The 18,645-nt window shown below is 59.8% G+C and carries 16 protein-coding genes and 1 pseudogene; 7 read left to right on the top strand and 10 right to left on the bottom strand.

Features of this window, described 5'->3' with window-relative positions; all coding sequences use genetic code 11:
* Window positions 1-416: 416 nt before the first annotated feature.
* Window positions 417-1,169: a UDP-2,3-diacylglucosamine diphosphatase gene (gene lpxH, locus F0169_RS25600; protein WP_172979556.1), complete on the bottom strand. Its 753-nt coding sequence runs from the start codon at window positions 1,167-1,169 to the stop codon at window positions 417-419.
* The gene (locus F0169_RS25595) at window positions 1,166-1,669 is read right to left on the bottom strand and encodes a peptidylprolyl isomerase (RefSeq protein WP_058415558.1); all 504 of its coding nucleotides are present in this window, start codon (window positions 1,667-1,669) and stop codon (window positions 1,166-1,168) included. Before F0169_RS25595 ends, lpxH begins: the two co-directional genes overlap by 4 nt.
* Window positions 1,670-1,925: 256 nt before the next feature.
* Between F0169_RS25595 and F0169_RS25590 the strand changes: the two genes are divergently transcribed.
* Both F0169_RS25590 and cysS read left to right on the top strand, forming a co-directional pair.
* Complete coding sequence (locus tag F0169_RS25590) at window positions 1,926-3,626, top strand: glutamine--tRNA ligase/YqeY domain fusion protein (protein WP_058415557.1); 1,701 nt, start codon at window positions 1,926-1,928, stop codon at window positions 3,624-3,626.
* Window positions 3,627-3,644: 18 nt separating this feature from the next.
* Window positions 3,645-5,033 (top strand): cysteine--tRNA ligase, encoded by a 1,389-nt coding sequence (gene cysS / locus F0169_RS25585; RefSeq protein WP_058415556.1) that lies wholly within the window; start codon window positions 3,645-3,647, stop codon window positions 5,031-5,033.
* Between the two features lie 96 nt (window positions 5,034-5,129).
* Here the strand turns inward: cysS and F0169_RS25580 are convergent, their stop codons facing one another.
* Complete coding sequence (locus tag F0169_RS25580) at window positions 5,130-6,161, bottom strand: YiiX/YebB-like N1pC/P60 family cysteine hydrolase (RefSeq protein WP_172979555.1); 1,032 nt, start codon at window positions 6,159-6,161, stop codon at window positions 5,130-5,132.
* 559 nt (window positions 6,162-6,720) lie between these two features.
* On the opposite strand from F0169_RS25580, the gene F0169_RS25575 reads away from it, so the two are divergent.
* Window positions 6,721-7,707 carry a hypothetical protein gene (locus F0169_RS25575; protein ID WP_152747974.1) on the top strand — a complete coding sequence of 329 codons (987 nt, stop codon included), beginning with the start codon at window positions 6,721-6,723 and terminating at the stop codon, window positions 7,705-7,707.
* A 42-nt stretch (window positions 7,708-7,749) separates the two neighbouring features.
* Here the strand turns inward: F0169_RS25575 and F0169_RS25570 are convergent, their stop codons facing one another.
* From F0169_RS25570 to F0169_RS25540, 7 genes and pseudogenes are all read right to left on the bottom strand, one after another.
* Window positions 7,750-8,088, bottom strand: a complete 339-nt coding sequence (locus tag F0169_RS25570) for a Na+/H+ antiporter subunit G (protein ID WP_058415553.1) — start codon at window positions 8,086-8,088, stop codon at window positions 7,750-7,752.
* Window positions 8,085-8,363 carry a K+/H+ antiporter subunit F gene (locus F0169_RS25565; RefSeq protein ID WP_058415552.1) on the bottom strand — a complete coding sequence of 93 codons (279 nt, stop codon included), beginning with the start codon at window positions 8,361-8,363 and terminating at the stop codon, window positions 8,085-8,087. The genes F0169_RS25570 and F0169_RS25565 overlap by 4 nt, the downstream gene beginning before the upstream one ends.
* Window positions 8,360-8,848 carry a Na+/H+ antiporter subunit E gene (locus F0169_RS25560; RefSeq protein WP_058415551.1) on the bottom strand — a complete coding sequence of 163 codons (489 nt, stop codon included), beginning with the start codon at window positions 8,846-8,848 and terminating at the stop codon, window positions 8,360-8,362. The genes F0169_RS25565 and F0169_RS25560 overlap by 4 nt, the downstream gene beginning before the upstream one ends.
* A complete protein-coding gene (locus F0169_RS25555) occupies window positions 8,845-10,527 on the bottom strand; it encodes a monovalent cation/H+ antiporter subunit D (RefSeq protein WP_152747973.1) in 1,683 nt (560 codons plus the stop codon). The genes F0169_RS25560 and F0169_RS25555 overlap by 4 nt, the downstream gene beginning before the upstream one ends.
* The gene (locus tag F0169_RS25550; protein ID WP_003192163.1) at window positions 10,524-10,868 is read right to left on the bottom strand and encodes a Na+/H+ antiporter subunit C; all 345 of its coding nucleotides are present in this window, start codon (window positions 10,866-10,868) and stop codon (window positions 10,524-10,526) included. The genes F0169_RS25555 and F0169_RS25550 overlap by 4 nt, the downstream gene beginning before the upstream one ends.
* Window positions 10,868-13,788: pseudogene (locus F0169_RS25545) on the bottom strand (monovalent cation/H+ antiporter subunit A). The gene F0169_RS25550 and the pseudogene F0169_RS25545 overlap by 1 nt, the downstream one beginning before the upstream one ends.
* A 210-nt stretch (window positions 13,789-13,998) precedes the next feature.
* A complete protein-coding gene (locus F0169_RS25540) occupies window positions 13,999-14,928 on the bottom strand; it encodes a DMT family transporter (protein WP_152747972.1) in 930 nt (309 codons plus the stop codon).
* Window positions 14,929-15,020: 92 nt separating this feature from the next.
* Between F0169_RS25540 and F0169_RS25535 the strand changes: the two genes are divergently transcribed.
* The 4 genes from F0169_RS25535 to F0169_RS25520 form a co-directional block, all read left to right on the top strand.
* Entirely contained in the window at window positions 15,021-15,584 is a 564-nt protein-coding gene (locus F0169_RS25535) for a helix-turn-helix domain-containing protein (RefSeq protein ID WP_058415547.1), read from the top strand.
* A gap of 154 nt (window positions 15,585-15,738) precedes the next feature.
* Window positions 15,739-16,935 (top strand): SfnB family sulfur acquisition oxidoreductase, encoded by a 1,197-nt coding sequence (locus F0169_RS25530; RefSeq protein WP_152747970.1) that lies wholly within the window; start codon window positions 15,739-15,741, stop codon window positions 16,933-16,935.
* A 12-nt stretch (window positions 16,936-16,947) separates the two neighbouring features.
* On the top strand, window positions 16,948-17,289 hold the full coding sequence (locus F0169_RS25525) for an acyl-CoA dehydrogenase (protein WP_152747969.1): 342 nt from the start codon (window positions 16,948-16,950) through the stop codon (window positions 17,287-17,289).
* Window positions 17,289-18,645: LLM class flavin-dependent oxidoreductase (locus tag F0169_RS25520; RefSeq protein ID WP_152747968.1), on the top strand; the 1,357-nt coding region annotated here is incomplete at its 3' end. The genes F0169_RS25525 and F0169_RS25520, both read left to right, overlap by 1 nt.

Raw genomic sequence — 18,645 nt, 5'->3', positions numbered from 1 at the left:
GGGCTGGATGGGGTGTTGTATCTGCTGGGCTTGCGTGACCGCGAGGGTCAGTCGTAACCCGTTCTAACTAAAGAAATGCAATAAACAATGTGAGTGGGGGGCGGCCATCGTGGTTTAACGGGGCGCTTCTCAGATCAAAAGCAAGAGCACGGCGGCCTGAAAGCCGACCTGAGTGGTTGAAGCAGATCAAAGGCGAGTTTTGCATACACGGCAGATCTGCTTTTTTTGCTTTCTGTGGGAGGGGGCTTGCTCCCGATAGCAGTTTCACAGTTGATACATGAGTTGACTGACCCACCGCTATCGGGAGCAAGCCCCCTCCCACAGTTTGACCTCATTAAACCTAAATAAATTTTAATAGCAAAAACAATAGGTTATTTGTAGTTTGATAAGCGCGGGCTTGGCAGATCGGGTCGGCACTACACAGCGCCAGGCAGCGTCAACTGCGGGTTCACAAACTCAAACGCCGCCAGCTGAAACCCTTGCTCATCCACTTGCAGCGCCCAGCCCTGCTTGTCCCAATCACCCAGCACAATGCGCTTGGCCGCCTGCTCGCCAATCTGCAACTTATGAATGGCCGGGCGGTGCGTATGGCCGTGGACCAGCGTGCGCACGCCAAATTGCTGCATCACCCGCGGTACTTCCTCGGGCGTTACATCAACAATGTCGTTGGCTTTCATGCGCACCTGCGCGCGGCTTTCACTGCGCAGCTTGCGCGCCAGTCTGTGCCGGGTACGCAGCGGCAAGTGACGCAGGATAAACAGCAGCAGCGGGTTACGCAGGATGCGCCGCAGTTTCATATAACCCACATCGCGGGTGCAGAGGCTGTCGCCGTGCATCAACAGCACAGGCTCACCGTACAACTGCACGACACTCGGGTCCTTGAGCAAGGTGGCACCTGCAGCTTTGCAGAACGCCTTGCCGATCAGGAAGTCCCGGTTGCCATGCATAATAAAAATCGGGGTGCCGCTGTCGCTCAGCTCGCGCAACGCCTGGCAGATGGAACGCTGGAAAGGCGTCATCCCATCGTCGCCGATCCAGGCTTCAAAGAAGTCCCCCAGAATGTACAACGCCTGGGCGCCTCGGGCGCGGCCGTGGAGTAGATCCAGAAACGCCCGGGTGATGTCCGGGCGCTCCTCTTCCAGATGCAAATCTGAAATCAGCAATATCACCCAACGATCTCGGCTTTCTCGATGATTACGTCTTCTGCCGGGACATCCTGGTGGCCGGACTTGGACGTGGTGGACACGCCTTTGATTTTGTCGACAACGTCTGTGCCTTCGGTCACTTTACCGAACACGGCATAACCCCAACCCTGCACGTTCTTGCCGCTGTGGTTGAGGAAAGCGTTGTCGGCCACGTTGATGAAGAACTGTGCGGAGGCCGAATGCGGCTCCATGGTACGGGCCATGGCGACGGTGTATTTCTCGTTGGAAAGGCCGTTGTCCGCTTCGTTCTGAATGCTTGGGCGCTTGTCTTTCTTTTCTTTCATGCCTGGCTCAAAACCGCCGCCCTGGACCATGAAGTTAGGAATGACGCGGTGGAAAACAGTGTTTTCGTAGTGGCCGGCATTCACGTATTCGATGAAGTTGGCGACGGTGATCGGCGCTTTCTCGGCGTTCAGCTCGATGACGATGTCACCGTGGTTGGTGGTCAGTTTGACTTGAGTCATGTTCACTACTCTTTTCAGGGAATTCGTGGGTTTGGACGCGAGGGCGCCGCACCTGTTTGGCTAAACGTAGGCCAAGTCGCGCAGTTTAGCGTGCCCGACAGGAATTTCGAGGTGGTTTTTTACCGCCCATGCATTAAATGCAGCAGTTTTTGGCCACGCTCTGTCAGCGGCTTGACCGCTTCGGCTATGATAAGCCCTTTGTTTTATCGGCCCCCACCTCTGGTCTGGCCAAGTACTTCGTCTGTTCAAGGATCCTATGAGCAAGCCCACTGTCGACCCTACCTCGAATGCCAAGGCCGGACCTGCCGTCCCGGTCAATTTCCTGCGCCCGATCATCCAGGCGGACCTGGATTCGGGCAAGCACACGCAGATCGTCACCCGTTTCCCGCCAGAGCCTAACGGCTACCTGCACATCGGTCACGCCAAGTCGATCTGTGTGAACTTCGGCCTGGCCCAGGAATTCGGTGGCGTTACGCACCTGCGTTTCGACGACACCAACCCGGCCAAGGAAGACCAGGAATACATCGACGCCATCGAAAGCGACATCAAGTGGCTGGGTTTTGAATGGTCCGGTGAAGTGCGCTATGCGTCCAAATATTTTGACCAGTTGTTCGACTGGGCCGTCGAGCTGATCAAAGCCGGCAAGGCCTACGTCGACGACCTGAGCCCGGAGCAAGCCAAGGAATACCGTGGCACGCTGACCGAGCCAGGTAAAAACAGCCCGTTCCGCGACCGTTCGGTTGAAGAGAACCTCGACTGGTTCGCCCGCATGCGCGCCGGTGAGTTCGCCGATGGCGCCCGTGTGCTGCGTGCCAAGATCGACATGGCCTCGCCGAACATGAACCTGCGCGACCCGATCATGTACCGCATCCGCCATGCTCACCACCACCAGACCGGTGACAAGTGGTGCATTTACCCGAACTACGATTTCACCCACGGTCAGTCGGACGCCATTGAAGGCATCACCCACTCGATCTGCACCCTGGAGTTCGAAAGCCATCGCCCGCTGTATGAATGGTTCCTCGACAGCCTGCCGGTACCGGCGCACCCGCGCCAGTACGAATTCAGCCGCCTGAACCTGAACTACACCATCACCAGCAAGCGCAAGCTCAAGCAACTGGTGGATGAAAAGCACGTGCATGGCTGGGACGACCCGCGCATGTCGACGCTGTCGGGCTTCCGCCGTCGTGGCTACACGCCGGCGTCGATCCGCAACTTCTGCGACATGGTCGGCACCAACCGTTCCGACGGCGTGGTTGACTTCGGCATGCTCGAATTCAGCATCCGCCAGGACCTCGACGCGAACGCTCCGCGCGCCATGTGCGTGCTGCGCCCGTTGAAGGTGGTGATCACCAATTATCCGGAAGACCAGGTCGAGAACCTCGAACTGCCGCGTCATCCGCAGAAAGAAGAACTCGGCGTGCGCAAGCTGCCGTTCGCCCGTGAAATCTACATCGACCGCGATGACTTCATGGAAGAGCCGCCAAAGGGCTACAAGCGCCTGGAGCCGAACGGCGAAGTGCGCCTGCGCGGCAGCTACGTGATCCGTGCCGACGAAGCCATCAAGGACGCCGACGGCAACATCGTCGAGCTGCGCTGCTCGTACGACCCGGACACCCTGGGCAAGAACCCGGAAGGCCGCAAGGTCAAGGGCGTGGTCCACTGGGTGCCGGCCGCTGCCAGCATCGAATGCGAAGTGCGCTTGTACGATCGCCTGTTCCGTTCGCCGAACCCGGAGAAGGCCGAAGACAGCGCCAGTTTCCTCGACAACATCAACCCTGACTCCCTGCAAGTACTCACGGGTTGTCGCGCCGAGCCATCGTTGGCCGACGCACAGCCGGAAGACCGTTTTCAGTTCGAGCGCGAAGGTTACTTCTGCGCAGATATCAAGGACTCCAAACCTGGTGCTCCGGTATTCAACCGTACCGTGACCTTGCGTGATTCGTGGGGCCAGTGATTCTCTAAGGAAGCCGTTGTGCTAACGATCTACAACACACTCAGCAAGACCAAAGAAGTCTTCAAGCCGCTGGATGGCAACAAGGTGCGCATGTACGTGTGCGGCATGACCGTGTACGACTATTGCCACATCGGCCACGGCCGCAGCATGGTTGCCTTCGATCTGGTGACCCGCTGGTTGCGTTTCAGCGGCTATGACTTGACGTACGTGCGCAACATCACCGACATCGACGACAAGATCATCAACCGCGCCAACGAAAACGGCGAGTCGTTCGACGTGCTGACCGAGCGCATGATCGCCGCGATGCATGAGGACGAGGCGCGCCTTAATATCCTCAAGCCGGACATGGAACCGCGCGCCACGGACCACATTCCCGGCATGCACGCGATGATTCAAACCCTGATCGACAAGGGTTACGCCTACGCGCCGGGCAATGGTGACGTGTACTACCGCGTCGCCAAGTTCATGGGTTACGGCAAGCTGTCGCGCAAGAAAATCGAAGACCTGCGCATCGGTGCGCGCATCGAAGTTGACGAAGCCAAGCAAGACCCGCTCGACTTCGTGCTGTGGAAAGCCACCAAGCCCGGCGAGCCGAGCTGGGAATCGCCGTGGGGCGCCGGGCGTCCGGGCTGGCACATCGAATGCTCGGTGATGTCCACCTGCTGCCTGGGCGAGACCTTCGACATTCATGGCGGCGGCAGCGACCTTGAGTTCCCGCACCACGAAAACGAAATCGCGCAAAGCGAAGCCGCCACCGGCAAGACCTACGCCAATGCCTGGATGCACTGCGGCATGATCCGCATCAATGGCGAGAAGATGTCCAAGTCCTTGAACAACTTCTTCACCATTCGCGACGTGCTCGAAAAGTACCACCCGGAAGTGGTGCGTTACCTGTTGGTGTCGAGCCACTACCGCAGCGCGATCAACTACTCGGAAGACAACCTCAAGGACGCCAAAGGCGCCCTGGAGCGGTTCTACCATGCGTTGAAAGGCTTGCCCGCCGTGGCACCTGCCGGTGGCGAGGGGTTTGTCGCGCGGTTTACCGAAGTGATGAACGACGACTTCGGCACACCGGAAGCGTGTGCCGTACTGTTCGAAATGGTGCGTGAGATCAACCGCCTGCGTGAGACTGACATCGATGCAGCGGCCGGGCTTGCTGCGCGCCTGAAAGAGCTGGCCAGCGTACTCGGCGTGCTGCAGATGCAAGCCGATGACTTCCTGCAGGCCGGCGCCGAAGGGCGTGTAGATGCGGCCCAGGTGGATGCGCTGATTCAAGCGCGTCTGGCCGCGCGTGCCAACAAGGACTGGGCGGAATCCGACCGTATCCGTGACCAACTGACCGCGATGGGGGTGGTGTTGGAAGACGGCAAAGGCGGGACCACGTGGCGCTTGGCTGATCAAGCCTGATGGGTAAACGCTGAATGAAAAAAGCCCCGACTGGTTCGGGGCTTTTTTAATTTAAATGTAGAGTACCTGGCGCGTCTTAGATTGCAGGCCCGCTTGTTAGGGTTTTTTTTGTGGGGGCTGTTGGTAATGCGAAAACAAGTTGACCTTTTTCTCTGCCAAATACACCAATGTCTCGTATAGCGCGATGAGTTGTCCGAACGTTTTATTAGGGTAATTTTTATAGTTTTCGCGCGTAATATAAAGTGATTCCAGATGACGGTTTAGCTGGTGCTGTGCCATGCCCAGCTCCTGTTGAGCTATCTTTGCTCTTTCATGTTCATTCACTGCCCAACTTTCAAATTCGCATTTTTCGTACCGCCAAGGATTTTCTTCAATGTCAATTTTCCACAAGTCTAAATAGCCTGATTTGGCTGTTAAGCGGGAAACAATATCATCTGCGCCTTCAACCATAATAGATAGAGCTTCAAGGTCGTGCAGGGTTTGAATGGTACTTCCGTATCGTTTTCTAACCTGTTCAAGTAATTTGCTGATCGTGTCTGTATGTATTTTTATTGTGTTCTTCGATTCGTCGTTCACAAGCGTTATCAGTTCTTGGGGTTGGCGGATAACTGCCTTTTCAACCAGCGTTAGCGCTGTGCAGTCGAAAATATTGGCGGGGGTGCAAGAGAACGGGCTAGCCGCTAAGTCAATGCCAGCTTCGCAGTAGGCTTGCGCTACTAACCTCGAACAAAATTGGAGGCTGGAAGGCCTTTCAAGATCGATTTTTATAGATTTAAACCATTCTTTTTTGAAAAGGGGGGCGGCCTTCACTGCGTCCCAAATAGAGTAAGTAGTGCCAATTTTTAACCGCGCATACCGGTCAATGATGCTCAAGGTTTCCGCTGAAAGACAGGGAGAATATCGCTTCAGGGCAATCTGATCTGGGCGCTCAGCCAGCAATCGCTGTACATTAAAAGAGTGCACGCCTCCTTTTTTGTCTGCATGGATACAAGCGCCATAGCCTATGCACAGCATGACATGCGAATAATTGCCCCCAGTGAAATTTCTTATTGTTTTGCTCGTGAGGCTTTCCTCGCTGGTGAACACTATATCTCCGGGCTTCATCAATGCTAAGTCGATCCCGTACACTTTCGTTCTCCGTATTGACAAGAGATAGCATAGTGTCGGTTTTTGTCGCGCTTTTCCAATTTCGTCAGGCACCCGGCATACCCGAAGGTATTCCGCGCACAGCCGCCATTACATCAGGCATAAAAAAGCGCCCGTTATCTTGTGGTGGACGCTGTGCGTCTAGCGTTTAACCGGGCTGCGAAACCCGGTCGCTGAATTTGCAGCGACTACTGAAGGCCAGGCTGCCATCTTCCGAGGGACAACCTTAAAACGCTGTCGGAAATTTCTGCGAGAGGACTGGGCCATGCGCCTGATGATTAGCGCTGGACATAAGGTAGGAACGAGCCGGCCTGTGCTCGACTTGTCGCGAACACACCCACGATGCACAGGTCTGCACGCTGACACACGTATGGAACCCTCAACGGCCAGCACACCACTGAGCAAGTGAGGGCCCTGCGGGCTCTTCAACTGGCCGGGAGCGTTGCAGATGTGGAATTCAGGGGTAGCAGGGACGGGAGATGTGGGCGCCAGGTATGCGCCAACGGTAGGGCAATCGCAGTCGGTGTCCATTGCGCCTGACATGGCAGCGATGAAACGGCTGGGCAATGAATTGTTTGATGCGACGCCCAGCGCAAAGTCGCAAACGGCTCAACGTTTGTCTGACAGCTTGAAGGTGCTTCGAGAACAGGCAGGCAGCGCTACTTTCAAGCACGATATCGATGAGCTGATTAATACACTGGACGTCTACCTGGCGTCCGAGGCGGCAATTCGTCAGTCCGTGCAGCAAATGTTCCCGGACGCAGGTGCTTTGCCTGCCTCCGCAGCGCCGCGTGATAGCGGCCGTGCCCCTGCTTTCGACAGGCCTGCACTGCGCAATCCAGCGTTCATGAGTAACAGGGCAGACGCTCAGCGCGCTGTTGAATTTGACTACTACACCGATACACGCACACCGGGAAGGAAGCCCAGCGTGGGCAACGTACCCGGCAATATCTGGAGTGGTTTCAGTCAAGGGAAGGACGGAAACTGCATCACGGTTGCAGCCACGAAGGTTGCAATGATGAGGTTTGGCCAGAAGCCCACTGATATTTTCAAACAGGTGAAGTTGGCGGGCGATGGCTATAACGTAGAGATGCGTGATGGCTTCACGCTCCACCTGTCCAAGGGCGAGTTGGAGGTGGCTGCCCGCAGATCTGATTACAAGGGGAATAATCAGGCGATACTGGCTGATGCTCATTTTCTGTATGCCGCGAGTGCCAAACGCGCGCAGATGGAAAACAACGACGGTTACGCCAGTCAGAGTTTCGGCCATGCATTAAGCAGCATCAATGATGGCGACGCGAATCGTTGGGATGGTTTGCAGCGCCTGGGCCTGAGTGCTCACATTCAAGTCACCAGCGTTGCACACCTGGCGCGTGGGCAGTTGGGTGTGGTGACTCACGGCATGCTAATCGACGGTCAGATGGTCGGGCATTCCCTTGCAGTGATCAATGGGCGGGAAGAGGTGTGGGGGACTCAAGGCGGGTATCCTCCGACCAATATCTACGCTAACGCATTGGCCTTGATTTGATGTTTTGGACGGGGGCGGCGTGCGGCCCCCTGCCACCTTGAATCAGCGGCGGCTGCTGACTTCGGCGGGCACCTCGTCACCGGCCATGCGCTTGCGGAACAGCGCGGTGCGGGCCAACAGCAGGGTGGTCACCGGCACAGTGATCGACAACAAAATCGGGATCAACCAGCCGTGCAGCACCGGTGCGGATTTGAGCACCGAAAAGTACACAATCGAGGCCAGCGCCACACACCATGCGCCCAGCGTCGAGGCCAATGCCGGTGGGTGCATGCGCTGAAAGAAGTCTTTCATGCGCAGCAATCCAATCGCGCCGATCAGTGCGAACAGGCTGCTCAGCACCAGCAGCACCGCCACGATCACTTCAACCCATAACGGCATCATTCAATGACCTCCCCACGCAGCAGGAATTTCGCCAGGGCAAACGACCCGACGAAGCCAAACAGCGCAATCAGCAACGCCGCTTCAAAGTAGGTGTCACTGGCGTAGCGGATGCCGAGCACCAGCATCATTAGCATCGCCAGCATGTACAGGTAGTCCAGCGCGAGTACCCGGTCTTGCGCCGATGGGCCTTTGAACAGGCGCACCAGGGTCAGCACCATGGCCAGCGAAAACAGAAACAGGCTGAGCAAGATCGCATTGGAGAGCAGTGCGCTCATTCGAAGATCTCCATCAAGGGCCGTTCATAGGCGTGTTTGAAGTGCTGGATAAAGAGCGCTTCGTCATCCAGGTCGAACACATGCAGCAACAGCACGCTGCGGTCCAGCGCCAGCTCTGACCAAACCGTGCCAGGCGTTACGCTGGTGATCATCGACAGCACCGCCAGGCCGTTGGCGTCGCGCAGGTCCAGGGGAACTTTGATAAACCGCGAGTGCGGCGGGCGTGAACCGCACGTCAGCACGCCCCAAGCCACTTGCAGGTTGGAGATAATCACGTCGCGGCCCACCCGCAAGAACAGGCGGATGATCACACCAGGGCGACGGATGCGAATCGGCAACGGGCGCAACGGCGCCATCAGCAGCGGCGCCAGAAAGCCCATCAACGCGCCCAGCAGCAGGTTGCCGGGGCTCACCGAGAGGTTGAGTACCAACCACAGCAGCCACAATGCCAGCGACAACCACGGCGCAGGGAACAGACGTTTCATGGCTGCACCTCCATTGCGGCAGCCTGGGCTTCAGGGCTCGGAATTGCGCGCGTCGCCATCACGGCCATCACATAGCCTTCCGGGTTGTTCAGGCTTTCGGCGGTGGCTTGGGTGTAGCGCATCAACGGTTCGGCCTTGAAGGTCAGGACGATGCTCAGGCCCAGCAGGAAGAAGATCGGCACGCACTCGTAGCGGCGCAGCAGCGGCGAGGGGCGCTCCTCTGGCGTCCAGAAGCGCTGTATACCCAAGCGCGCGAAGGCGATCAGCGAGGCCAGGCCAGACAGAATCAGCAGCGCCACCAGGCCCCAGGCGGCTGGGCGAATCGGTTCTTCCAGCGCGTTACCCAGGCCCGTCGGGTTGACCAGCGCGCTCAACAGGCTGAGCTTGCCGATAAACCCGGACAACGGCGGCATGCCGATAATCAGCAGCGCACAGGCGACAAAACTCAAACCGAGGAAGGCCATGGTCCAGGGGATCACTTGGCCGACCACGGCTTTTTGCTCATCGTCCAGGTTGACGCCAGGGCGTGGGTGCAACGATTCCATGGCTTTGGGCAGCGCATCGATTTCTTCATCCAGCGGCAGGTCATTGGCCGAGCGCGAGCGCTCGATCAGTTCTGCCAACAGGAACAGCGCGCTCAGGGCAAGCGTTGAGCTGACCAGATAGAACAGCGCCCCGGCGGTCAGGCTTGGCTGGGCAAAACCGACTGCCGACAGCAGAATCCCGGCCGACACCAGAATGCTCAAGCTGGCCATGCGCTCCAGTCGTTGCGCCGCGACCATCGCCAGTGCCGCGCAAATAATCGTCGCCATGCCGCCGTACACTAGCCAGTCGCCGCCAAACAAGGCCGACGCACCGGCTTGGCCGGAGAACAGCAGGGTCCACAGGCGCAGCACGGTGTACACGCCGACTTTGGTCATGATCGCAAACATCGCCGCCACCGGCGCGCTGGCCGAGGAGTAGGCGGGCGCCAACCAGAAGTTCAACGGCCACATACCGGCTTTGGCCAGGAACGCCGTCGCCAGAATCGCCGCACCGGCATGCAGCAGGCCGCGATCAGCCTCCGGCACCAGCGGGATTTTCAGCGCCAGGTCGGCAAAGTTAAGCGTGCCGGTGACGCCGTAGATCATCGCCGCGCCGATCAGGAACAGCGACGACGCCAGCAGGTTGATCGCGATGTAATGCAGCCCCGACGACACGCGTGCGCGGCCCGAGCCATGCAGCATCAGCCCGTAGGACGCCGCCAGCAGCACTTCAAAAAACACGAACAGGTTGAACAGGTCCGCCGTGAGGAAGGCGCCGTACAAGCCCATCATCTGGATCTGGAACAGCGCGTGGAAGCTGGTGCCTGCGCGGTCCCAGCGGGCCATGGCGAACAGCAGCGCACTGACGCCGATAACTCCGGTGAGCACCAGCATCAGCGCCGACAGTTGGTCCACCACCAGCACGATGCCGAAGGGCACCTGCCAGTTGCCCGGCAGGTACACGCCGATTGAGCCGGGGCCACCTTTTTGCGTCCAATACAGCAACAGGATAGAGAAGCCCAAACCGAGGATGCTGGAACACAGGTTGATCTGGGCTTTCAGCGGTCGGCGTTTTTCGCCCAGCATCAGCATTAATGCGGCCGTGAGCAGTGGCAGCAGGATCGGTGCAACGATCAGTTGGTTGACCCAATTCATTCCTTGGGCTCCCGGCCGTCTACATGGTCAGTGCCGGTCAAGCCGCGGGATGCGAGCAGCACCACCAGAAACAACGCGGTCATGGCGAAGCTGATCACGATGGCCGTCAGCACCAACGCCTGCGGCAGTGGATCGGTGTAGTTGAGCAAGTCTTGCGGCACGCCGTCCTTGATGATCGGTTCCTTGCCGATAAACAGGCTGCCCATGCTGAAAATGAACAGGTTGACCCCGTACGACAGCAGGCACAGGCCCATTACTACCTGGAACGTTCGTGGCCGCAGGATCAGCCAGACGCCGGACGCCGCCAGCACCCCAATGGCGATTGCGATGACTTCTTCCATCAGGCGGCTCCTTGCGATGCGGCAACGGCTTTGGCCTGATTGCTCGGTTTGTGGGCCCGCACGGATTGGTGACCGAGGGCAGTGAGCATCAACAGCGTCGAGCCGACGACCATGGCGTAAACGCCGACGTCGAAAAACAGCGCGCTGGCGATATGAATGTCGCCGAGCACTGGCAGGCTGAAATGCCAGGTGTGCGTGGTCAGGAACGGGTAACCGGCAAACAACGCGCCGAGCCCGGTGAGGGTTGCCGAGAACAGGCCGAAGCCCATCCAGCGCATTGGCCGCAGGCTCATCTGGGCTTCCACCCACTGCGTGCCGGCCACCATGTATTGCAAAATGAACGCCACCGACATCACCAGCCCGGCCACAAAGCCGCCGCCCGGTTGGTTGTGGCCGCGCATGAACAGGTAGAACGACACCACCAGCGCAATCGGCAGCAGCAGGCGCACCAGCACCGCCGGCACCATCATAAAGCCCAGTGCCGTGTCGCTGGCCTGGCGCGGGTTGATCAGGTCGGTGGACACGTCCGGCGCCAGTTGGCGCTGTTGTGCCGGCAGTTGCATGCTTTCCCTGGAGGGGCGGAAGCGCCGCAGCAGGGCATACACCGTCAGCGCCACGGCGCCCAGCACGGTGATTTCGCCGAGAGTGTCGAAGCCACGGAAGTCCACCAGCATCACGTTCACCACATTGCTGCCGCCGCCTTCGGGCAGGGCGCGGCTGAGGTAGAACGAGGAGATGTGGTTGGGCGTCTGGCGGGTCAGCATCGCGTAAGACAGCAGCGCCATGCCGCCACCCACCACGGTCGACAGCAGCAAGTCACGCAGCGCCGGGTGCGCGCCTTGCGCAGCGAGCTGGGCAGTGGCGAGACTTCTTCGATGCGCCGTGGCAGCCAGCGCAGGCCCAGCAGGATCAGCACGGTGGTGACCACTTCGACCACCAGTTGCGTGAGCGCGAGGTCCGGCGCCGAGAACCATACAAAGGTGATGCAGGTCATCAGCCCGCACACGCTGACCATGGTCAGGGCTGCCAGCCGGTGATATTTGGCTTGCCAGGCGGCGCCGAGAGCGCAGGCAATTGCCAGCAGCCACAGGGTCACGAACACAATCGAGCCGGGTATTTTCGGCCGATCGCCCCAACTGATGCCGCTGTTGAGCATCGGGATCAAGCCGGCGATCACCGCCGCCAGCACCAGCAGGAACAACTGGGTTTGCAGGCGCTTGGTGCTGATGCGCTTCTCGATCTTGCGCACGCCACGCATCATTACCACCAGGCTGCGCTCGAACATGCGCTTGCCGTTGAAGTAGCTGATGATGGGCGGGTATTTAAAGCGGCCCCGCTTGAGCTGCTTGCGCAACATCAGGTAGAGCACCACGCCACCGGACATGGCCACCAGGCTCATGATCATCGGCGCGTTCCAGCCGTGCCAGATCGCCAGGCTGTATTCGGGCAGCACGCCGCCGACCACCGGCAATGCCGCAGCGGCGAGGATCGAACCGACTACTTGCGCCGGAAAAATCCCCACCAGCAGGCAGGTGAATACCAGCAACTCCACCGGCGCACGCATCCAGCGCGGCGGCTCGTGCGGGGTATGCGGCAAGTTGGTCGCGGGCGGGCCGAAGAACACATCCACTGTGAAGCGCAACGCGTAGGCGACGCTAAACGTACCGGCCACCGTGGCGATCACCGGCAGGGCGATTTCGAGCCAGGCGGTGGCGGAGATAAACACGGTTTCGGCGAAGAACATTTCTTTGGACAGGAAGCCATTGAGCAACGGCACGCCAGCCATCGACGCACTGGCGACCATCGCCAGCGTCGCGGTAAACGGGATCAGCTTGACCAGACCACTGAGCTTGCGAATGTCCCGCGTGCCGCTTTCGTGGTCGATGATCCCCGCGGCCATGAACAGCGAGGCCTTGAAGGTGGCGTGGTTGAGAATATGGAACACCGCAGCGACTGCGGCCAGCGGGCTGTTGAGGCCCAGCAACAAGGTGATCAGCCCGAGGTGGCTGATGGTGGAATAGGCCAGCAGGCCCTTGAGATCATTCTGGAACATCGCGCAGTACGCGCCGAGGAGCAGGGTAATGGCGCCGGCACCGCCGACGATCCAGAACCATTCTTCGCTGCCGGACAGCGACGGCCACAGGCGGGCGAGCAGGAACACGCCGGCCTTCACCATCGTGGCCGAATGCAAATAGGCTGAAACCGGGGTCGGTGCCGCCATCGCGTGGGGCAGCCAGAAGTGGAAGGGGAATTGCGCGCTTTTGCTCAACGCGCCGATCAGCACCAGCGCCAGCATCACCGGGTACAGTGAGTGCGCGCGAATCTGCTCGCCTGCCGCCAGCACCTGGTCGAGGTCGTAGCTGCCGACGATATGCCCCAGCAACATCACCCCGGCCAGCAGGCACAAACCGCCCGCGCCGGTGACCATCAGCGCCATGTACGCACCCCGGCGCGCATCGGCGCGGTGGTGCCAATAGCCGATCAACAGGAACGAGAACAGGCTGGTCAGTTCCCAGAAGAACACGATCTGAATCAGGTTGCCGGAGATCACCAGGCCGAGCATTGCGCCCATGAAGGCCAGGAAAAACGCAAAGAAACGCGGCACCGGGTCGTCGGGCGACATGTAGTACCGCGCATACAGCGCCACCAGCGTGCCGATGCCCAGCACCAGCATCGAGAACAGCCAGGCGAACCCGTCCATGCGCAACACGAAGTTCAGCCCAAGGCTGGGCAACCACATGAATTCTTCGCGGATCACGCCACCGTGGGCGATTTGCGGGTAGAGCAGGGCGACTTGAATGGTACCGACCAGGGCCACAAGGCCGGCCAGCAGGGATTCGGTGTTGCGTGCATTGTGCGGCAGCAAGGCCGCCAGACAGCTGCCGATAAAAGGCAGAAGCAGTAGAACTATCAGGGACATAGGCTTCTAATCTGCGGGAGTTTGGGATGCATCATACGTGCCGCTTTCTCGATCACCAAACGGCAAGATGTGGCAGGATCCTACAAGGTAGTCTGAAATCCCCCGATTGGCAGTGTTTCCGGTGAGCGCATTCCAACACACACGACCCACTCCGGTGGAAGACAGGCTTGCTCGCGATGGCAATGTGACAGTCAACGCAAAGATCGGACCCTAGCCCTGTTGCTCCTGTTCCCTTTCATCGCGTAATTCGATGGCCTTCTGGCCGCGTGTCTTCAGCTCACTCACGATTACCGCCACCACAATCAATGCCGCCCCGACTATCGCCAGCGGCGCGAAACGCTCCCCGGCAATCCGCCCAATCACGCCGGCCCATATCGGTTCACCGGCGTAAATCAAGGTTGCGCGGGTGGGCGAAACGCTGCGCTGTGCCCAGTTCATTGCGACTTGGATGATCGCGCTGGTCAAGCCCAGCCCGACTGCGCTGAACAGCAGCAACCACGAAAAATCCGGCAGCGCTTCGTCCATCGGCACCACCATCAGAAACGACAACAGCGACGCGGTGGCCAGTTGCACCACGGTCACCCGGCGTACATCGACCTGCCCGGCAAACGCGCTGATCAGAATAATTTCGGCGGCCACCGCAATCGCACAGATCAGCGTGGCGATTTCGCCGGCGCTGAAGTTCAGCGAGGCGCCGGCAGGGCCGGTGAGCAGCATCAACCCGGTAAACGCCAGCATAATGCCGATACTGGGCATCAGCGCTGGGCGACGGCCCAAAACCAGCCACTGCAAAAGCGGTACGCACGGCACGTAGAGTGCGGTGATAAAGGCCGATTGGCTGCTCGGTATCGTTTGCAGGCCAATGGTCTGCATGCCGTAGCCGAACATGATCGAGGCGCCAATGAAGGCGCCAGCTTTCAGTTCAAACAGGCTCAGGTGGTGCAGCGTGCGCAACGAAAAGCAACCGACCACAATCGCCGCCGCCGCAAAACGCAGGCCTACGAAAAACATTGGCCCGCTGACGGTCAGGGCGTGCTGCACCAGCAAAAAGGTGCCGCCCCAAATCATGGTGATCACCACCAGGATGCATTCGGCTTTGCTGAAACGCTTGAAACGCGCGGAGGAGTTCGCAGAGGTCATGGTGGCTCGGTCTTGCAAGGGAAGGGCGCGGACCGCACAATGCGCCGCAAGCTGGGCAGTATACTGCGCACACCTACCCTATGAGCAATATAGTGCACAAAGAAAATCCACACCGGGCGTCTGTGCTACAGCACGTCAGCCAGAACGTTAGGCGCTTGCGCCATGCTGCCGACATGAGCCAGACCGCGTTATCGGAAAAGTCCGGGGTCAGCCGGCGCATGTTGGTGGCCATCGAGGCGGGCGAGAAAAACGTCAGCCTGTCGACCCTGGACCGCGTGGCCGAGGCACTCGGCGTGGCCTTCAGCGACTTGATCCAGGCCCCGGACGCGGGCGATCACAGCCGCATCAACGAGCTGGCCTGGGCCGGTGATATTTCCGGCAGCAAGGCCGTGTTGTTGGCCAAGGCAGTCGCCCGGCGCGAAGTCGAATTGTGGGAGATGCGCCTGGAACCGGGGGACCGCTACAGCTCCGAGCCTGACCCGGAAGGTTGGAGCGTGCAGGTGTTTGTATTCGAGGGCCGCCTGACGCTGATCCTCGACACCGAAGAACACCCTCTCGCGGCCGGTGAGTTCTTCATGTTCGCCAGTCGCCAGCCCCACGCCTATCGCAATGATGGCGAGGTGGCGGTGCGCTTTGTGCGTAACGTCGTGATCTAACTGTTTACCCGGCAACAGTGGATGCACACTTTGCCTGCCTGCAGGCGCTCCGTTTTCGATGTTTTAGCAGCAACCTGCTGATTTTATTGACGATTAAATTCAGGCACGACTCCTGCAATCACTCAGGTATCTCATCGGAGCCTGGAGTCGGCCCATGTCAGCCCACCCTCAACACCCTGCCCATATCATCCGTTCGGACGCCGAAGCCATCGAGGTGGCTGCTCGGTTGGCCGAGCGCTTTGCCGTCGACGCCAGCGTGCGCGACCGCGAGCGGCGCCTGCCGGTTGCCGAACTGGACGCGTTTTCCGCCAGCGGCTTGTGGGGCATCACCATTCCCAAGGTTTACGGCGGCGCAGGTGTGTCCTATGTGACCGTGGCCGAGGTGATCAAGTTGATCTCGGCCGCCGATCCCAGCCTGGGGCAAATCCCGCAGAACCACCTCGGCGTGGTCGACATCCTGCTGCAAACCGCGACGGAAGAACAAAAGCGTTACTACTTCGGCAAGGTCTTGGCCGGCTACCGCTTCGGCAATGCGTTCTCGGAAGCCAACAGCAAAAACGCCGGCACCTTTGACACCCAGATCCGCTTCCACGGCGACACTGCGCAAATCAACGGTGAAAAGTTTTACTGCACCGGCGCACTGTTCGCGCACATCGTGCCCACCGTCGGCAATAACCAGGACCAACAGGCCTTTATCGCCTTCGTCGAGCGCGATGCCGAAGGCCTCAGCGTCATCGACAGTTGGGACGGCTTCGGCCAGCGCACCACGGCCAGCGGCGGCGTGACCCTCGACGGTGTCACGGTGCCGCGCAGTGCGGTGATCCCCGCGCATCTGGCCTTCGATCAACCCACCGCCAATGGCCCGATCTCGCAGATTATTCAGGCCGCGGTCGACACTGGCATTGCCGTGGGCGCGCTGGAGCAGGCAAAAATCTACGCGCGTCAGGCGCGGCCATGGATCGACAGCCAGCTCGATCATGGCTGGCAAGACCCGTTCACCATCGCCGCCATCGGCGACCTCGAATGGCGCGTGCACGGCACCGAAGCGATCCTCGCCAAAGCCGGTTTGGCGGTCGACCAAGCGCTTGCCGAACCCAGTGAAGACAGCGTGGCCAACGCCTCACTGGTGGTCGCCCAAGCCAAAGTGCTGTCGGCTGAAACCGCATTGCTCGCCGCCAGCAAACTCTTCGAACTGGCCGGCACCCGCTCGGTGACCGGCAAACACAACCTCGACCGCTTCTGGCGCAACGCGCGCACCCACACCCTGCATGACCCGGCCCGCTGGAAATACCACCTGATCGGCAACTTCGTGCTCAACGGCGTGAAGCCTGCGCGCCACGCCTGGAACTGAGGACCCTTGACCATGACCGCACTGAACCACGCGCGCCAACTGCTCGAAAGCACTCGACGCTGGGTGCAGACCAGCGATGACCCTTACGTGATCAGCCGCTTCGGCGACTGGCAAATCCGCATCGACGTGGCGGCTGCGTTGCTTGAACGCGCCGAGCGCCACCCCAGCCCTGTCGCGCTGACCGAAGCGCAAATTGCCGCCGCTGAAGCGCTGATTTTCGCCAGCAACGCCGAGTTCGAACTCACCGGCCAACGCAGCGCACTGCCGCCAAGCCTGGATGACCCATTGCGCTTGAAATACCAGCTTGTCGGTAACTACCACCTCAACGGCGTCGCACCAGGGAGCACTGTTTAATGTCCCGTGAAATTCGCTTGAACGCCTTCGACATGAATTGCGTCGGCCACCAATCCCCTGGGCTGTGGGCGCACCCGCGTGATCGTTCGTGGCAATACAAAGACCTCGAATACTGGACCGACCTGGCGAAAATTCTTGAGCGCGGCAAGTTCGACGGCCTGTTTATTGCCGACGTGCTGGGCATTTACGACGTGTACAACGGCAACGGTGACGCAGCGATTCGCCAAGCCACGCAAGTGCCGGTCAACGACCCACTGTCGCTGATTGCGCCGATGGCGATGGTCACCCAGCACCTGGGTTTTGGCCTGACCGCATCGCTGTCATTTGAGCATCCGTACCCGTTTGCGCGCAGGCTTTCGACCCTCGACCACCTGACCAAGGGCCGCGTCGGCTGGAACATAGTCACGTCGTACCTGGAAAGCGGCGCCAAGAACCTCGGCCAAAAAGCCCAGACCGAACACGACGCGCGCTACGACTATGCCGAGGAATACCTGCAGGTTTGCTACAAACTCTGGGAAGGCAGTTGGGAGGAGGGCGCCGTCCTGCGTGACCGCGAACGCCGGATTTTCAGCGACCCGAGCAAAATCCATGAGATTCGCCACGTCGGCAAACACTTCCAGGTGCCTGGCATTCACCTGTGCGAACCCTCGCCGCAGCGCACACCGGTGCTCTACCAGGCCGGCGCGTCCAGCCGTGGCAAGCAATTCGCCGCCGAGCAGGCCGAGTGCGTGTTCGTGGCGGCGCCGTCCAAGGTGCTGCTGAAGAAGACCGTTGCGGATATACGCCGTCGCGCCGCCGAGGCCGGGCGCGATCCGAAAAAGATCCTCATCTTCAATTTGCAGACGGTGATCGTTGGCGAGACCGACGCGAAAGCCAAGGCCAAGTTCGACGAATACAAAGCCTACGTCAGCTACGAAGGCGCGATGGCGCTGATCTCCGGCTGGACCGGCATCGACTTCAGCCAATTCAAACCGGATGAACCGCTCAAACACGTGCACACCAACGCGATTCAATCGGCGGTGGAAGCCTTCTCGACCGCCGACCCGAACAAGGTCTGGACGCCGAACGAACTCGCCGACTGGGTTGGCATCGGTGGCTTTGGCCCGCTGTTCGTCGGTGGCCCGCAGACCGTCGCCGACCTGTTGCAGGAATGGGTCGAAGAGACCGATGTGGACGGCTTCAACCTCGCCTACGCGTTGACCCACGAGACCTTTATCGACGCCGTGGATTTGCTGGTGCCGGAGTTGCAAAAGCGCGGTGTGTACAAGACCGAATACGCCCAGGGCACCTTGCGCGAGAAGCTGTTTGGCGATGGCGCACGCCTGGCACCGAATCACCCGGGCGCCGGCTACCGCG

Origin of the sequence: Pseudomonas kitaguniensis (assembly GCF_009296165.1) — a bacterium.
Taxonomy (GTDB): Bacteria; Pseudomonadota; Gammaproteobacteria; order Pseudomonadales; family Pseudomonadaceae; genus Aquipseudomonas; species Aquipseudomonas kitaguniensis.
The sequence above is the reverse complement of the archived record's forward strand: the minus strand, read 5'-3'. Positions and strand labels throughout refer to the sequence as shown.

What these genes read in the sequence shown, in the direction of transcription:
- F0169_RS25575 (WP_152747974.1), top strand. Translation starts at nt 6,721, where the DNA reads ATGGCAGCGATGAAACGGCTGGGCAATGAATTGTTTGATGCGACGCCC.
- F0169_RS25540 (WP_152747972.1), bottom strand. Translation starts at nt 14,928, where the DNA reads ATGACCTCTGCGAACTCCTCCGCGCGTTTCAAGCGTTTCAGCAAAGCC.
- F0169_RS25525 (WP_152747969.1), top strand. Translation starts at nt 16,948, where the DNA reads ATGACCGCACTGAACCACGCGCGCCAACTGCTCGAAAGCACTCGACGC.
- F0169_RS25550 (WP_003192163.1), bottom strand. Translation starts at nt 10,868, where the DNA reads ATGGAAGAAGTCATCGCAATCGCCATTGGGGTGCTGGCGGCGTCCGGC.
- F0169_RS25530 (WP_152747970.1), top strand. Translation starts at nt 15,739, where the DNA reads ATGTCAGCCCACCCTCAACACCCTGCCCATATCATCCGTTCGGACGCC.
- F0169_RS25555 (WP_152747973.1), bottom strand. Translation starts at nt 10,527, where the DNA reads ATGAATTGGGTCAACCAACTGATCGTTGCACCGATCCTGCTGCCACTG.
- F0169_RS25590 (WP_058415557.1), top strand. Translation starts at nt 1,926, where the DNA reads ATGAGCAAGCCCACTGTCGACCCTACCTCGAATGCCAAGGCCGGACCT.
- F0169_RS25560 (WP_058415551.1), bottom strand. Translation starts at nt 8,848, where the DNA reads ATGAAACGTCTGTTCCCTGCGCCGTGGTTGTCGCTGGCATTGTGGCTG.
- F0169_RS25595 (WP_058415558.1), bottom strand. Translation starts at nt 1,669, where the DNA reads ATGACTCAAGTCAAACTGACCACCAACCACGGTGACATCGTCATCGAG.
- F0169_RS25570 (WP_058415553.1), bottom strand. Translation starts at nt 8,088, where the DNA reads ATGATGCCGTTATGGGTTGAAGTGATCGTGGCGGTGCTGCTGGTGCTG.
- F0169_RS25565 (WP_058415552.1), bottom strand. Translation starts at nt 8,363, where the DNA reads ATGAGCGCACTGCTCTCCAATGCGATCTTGCTCAGCCTGTTTCTGTTT.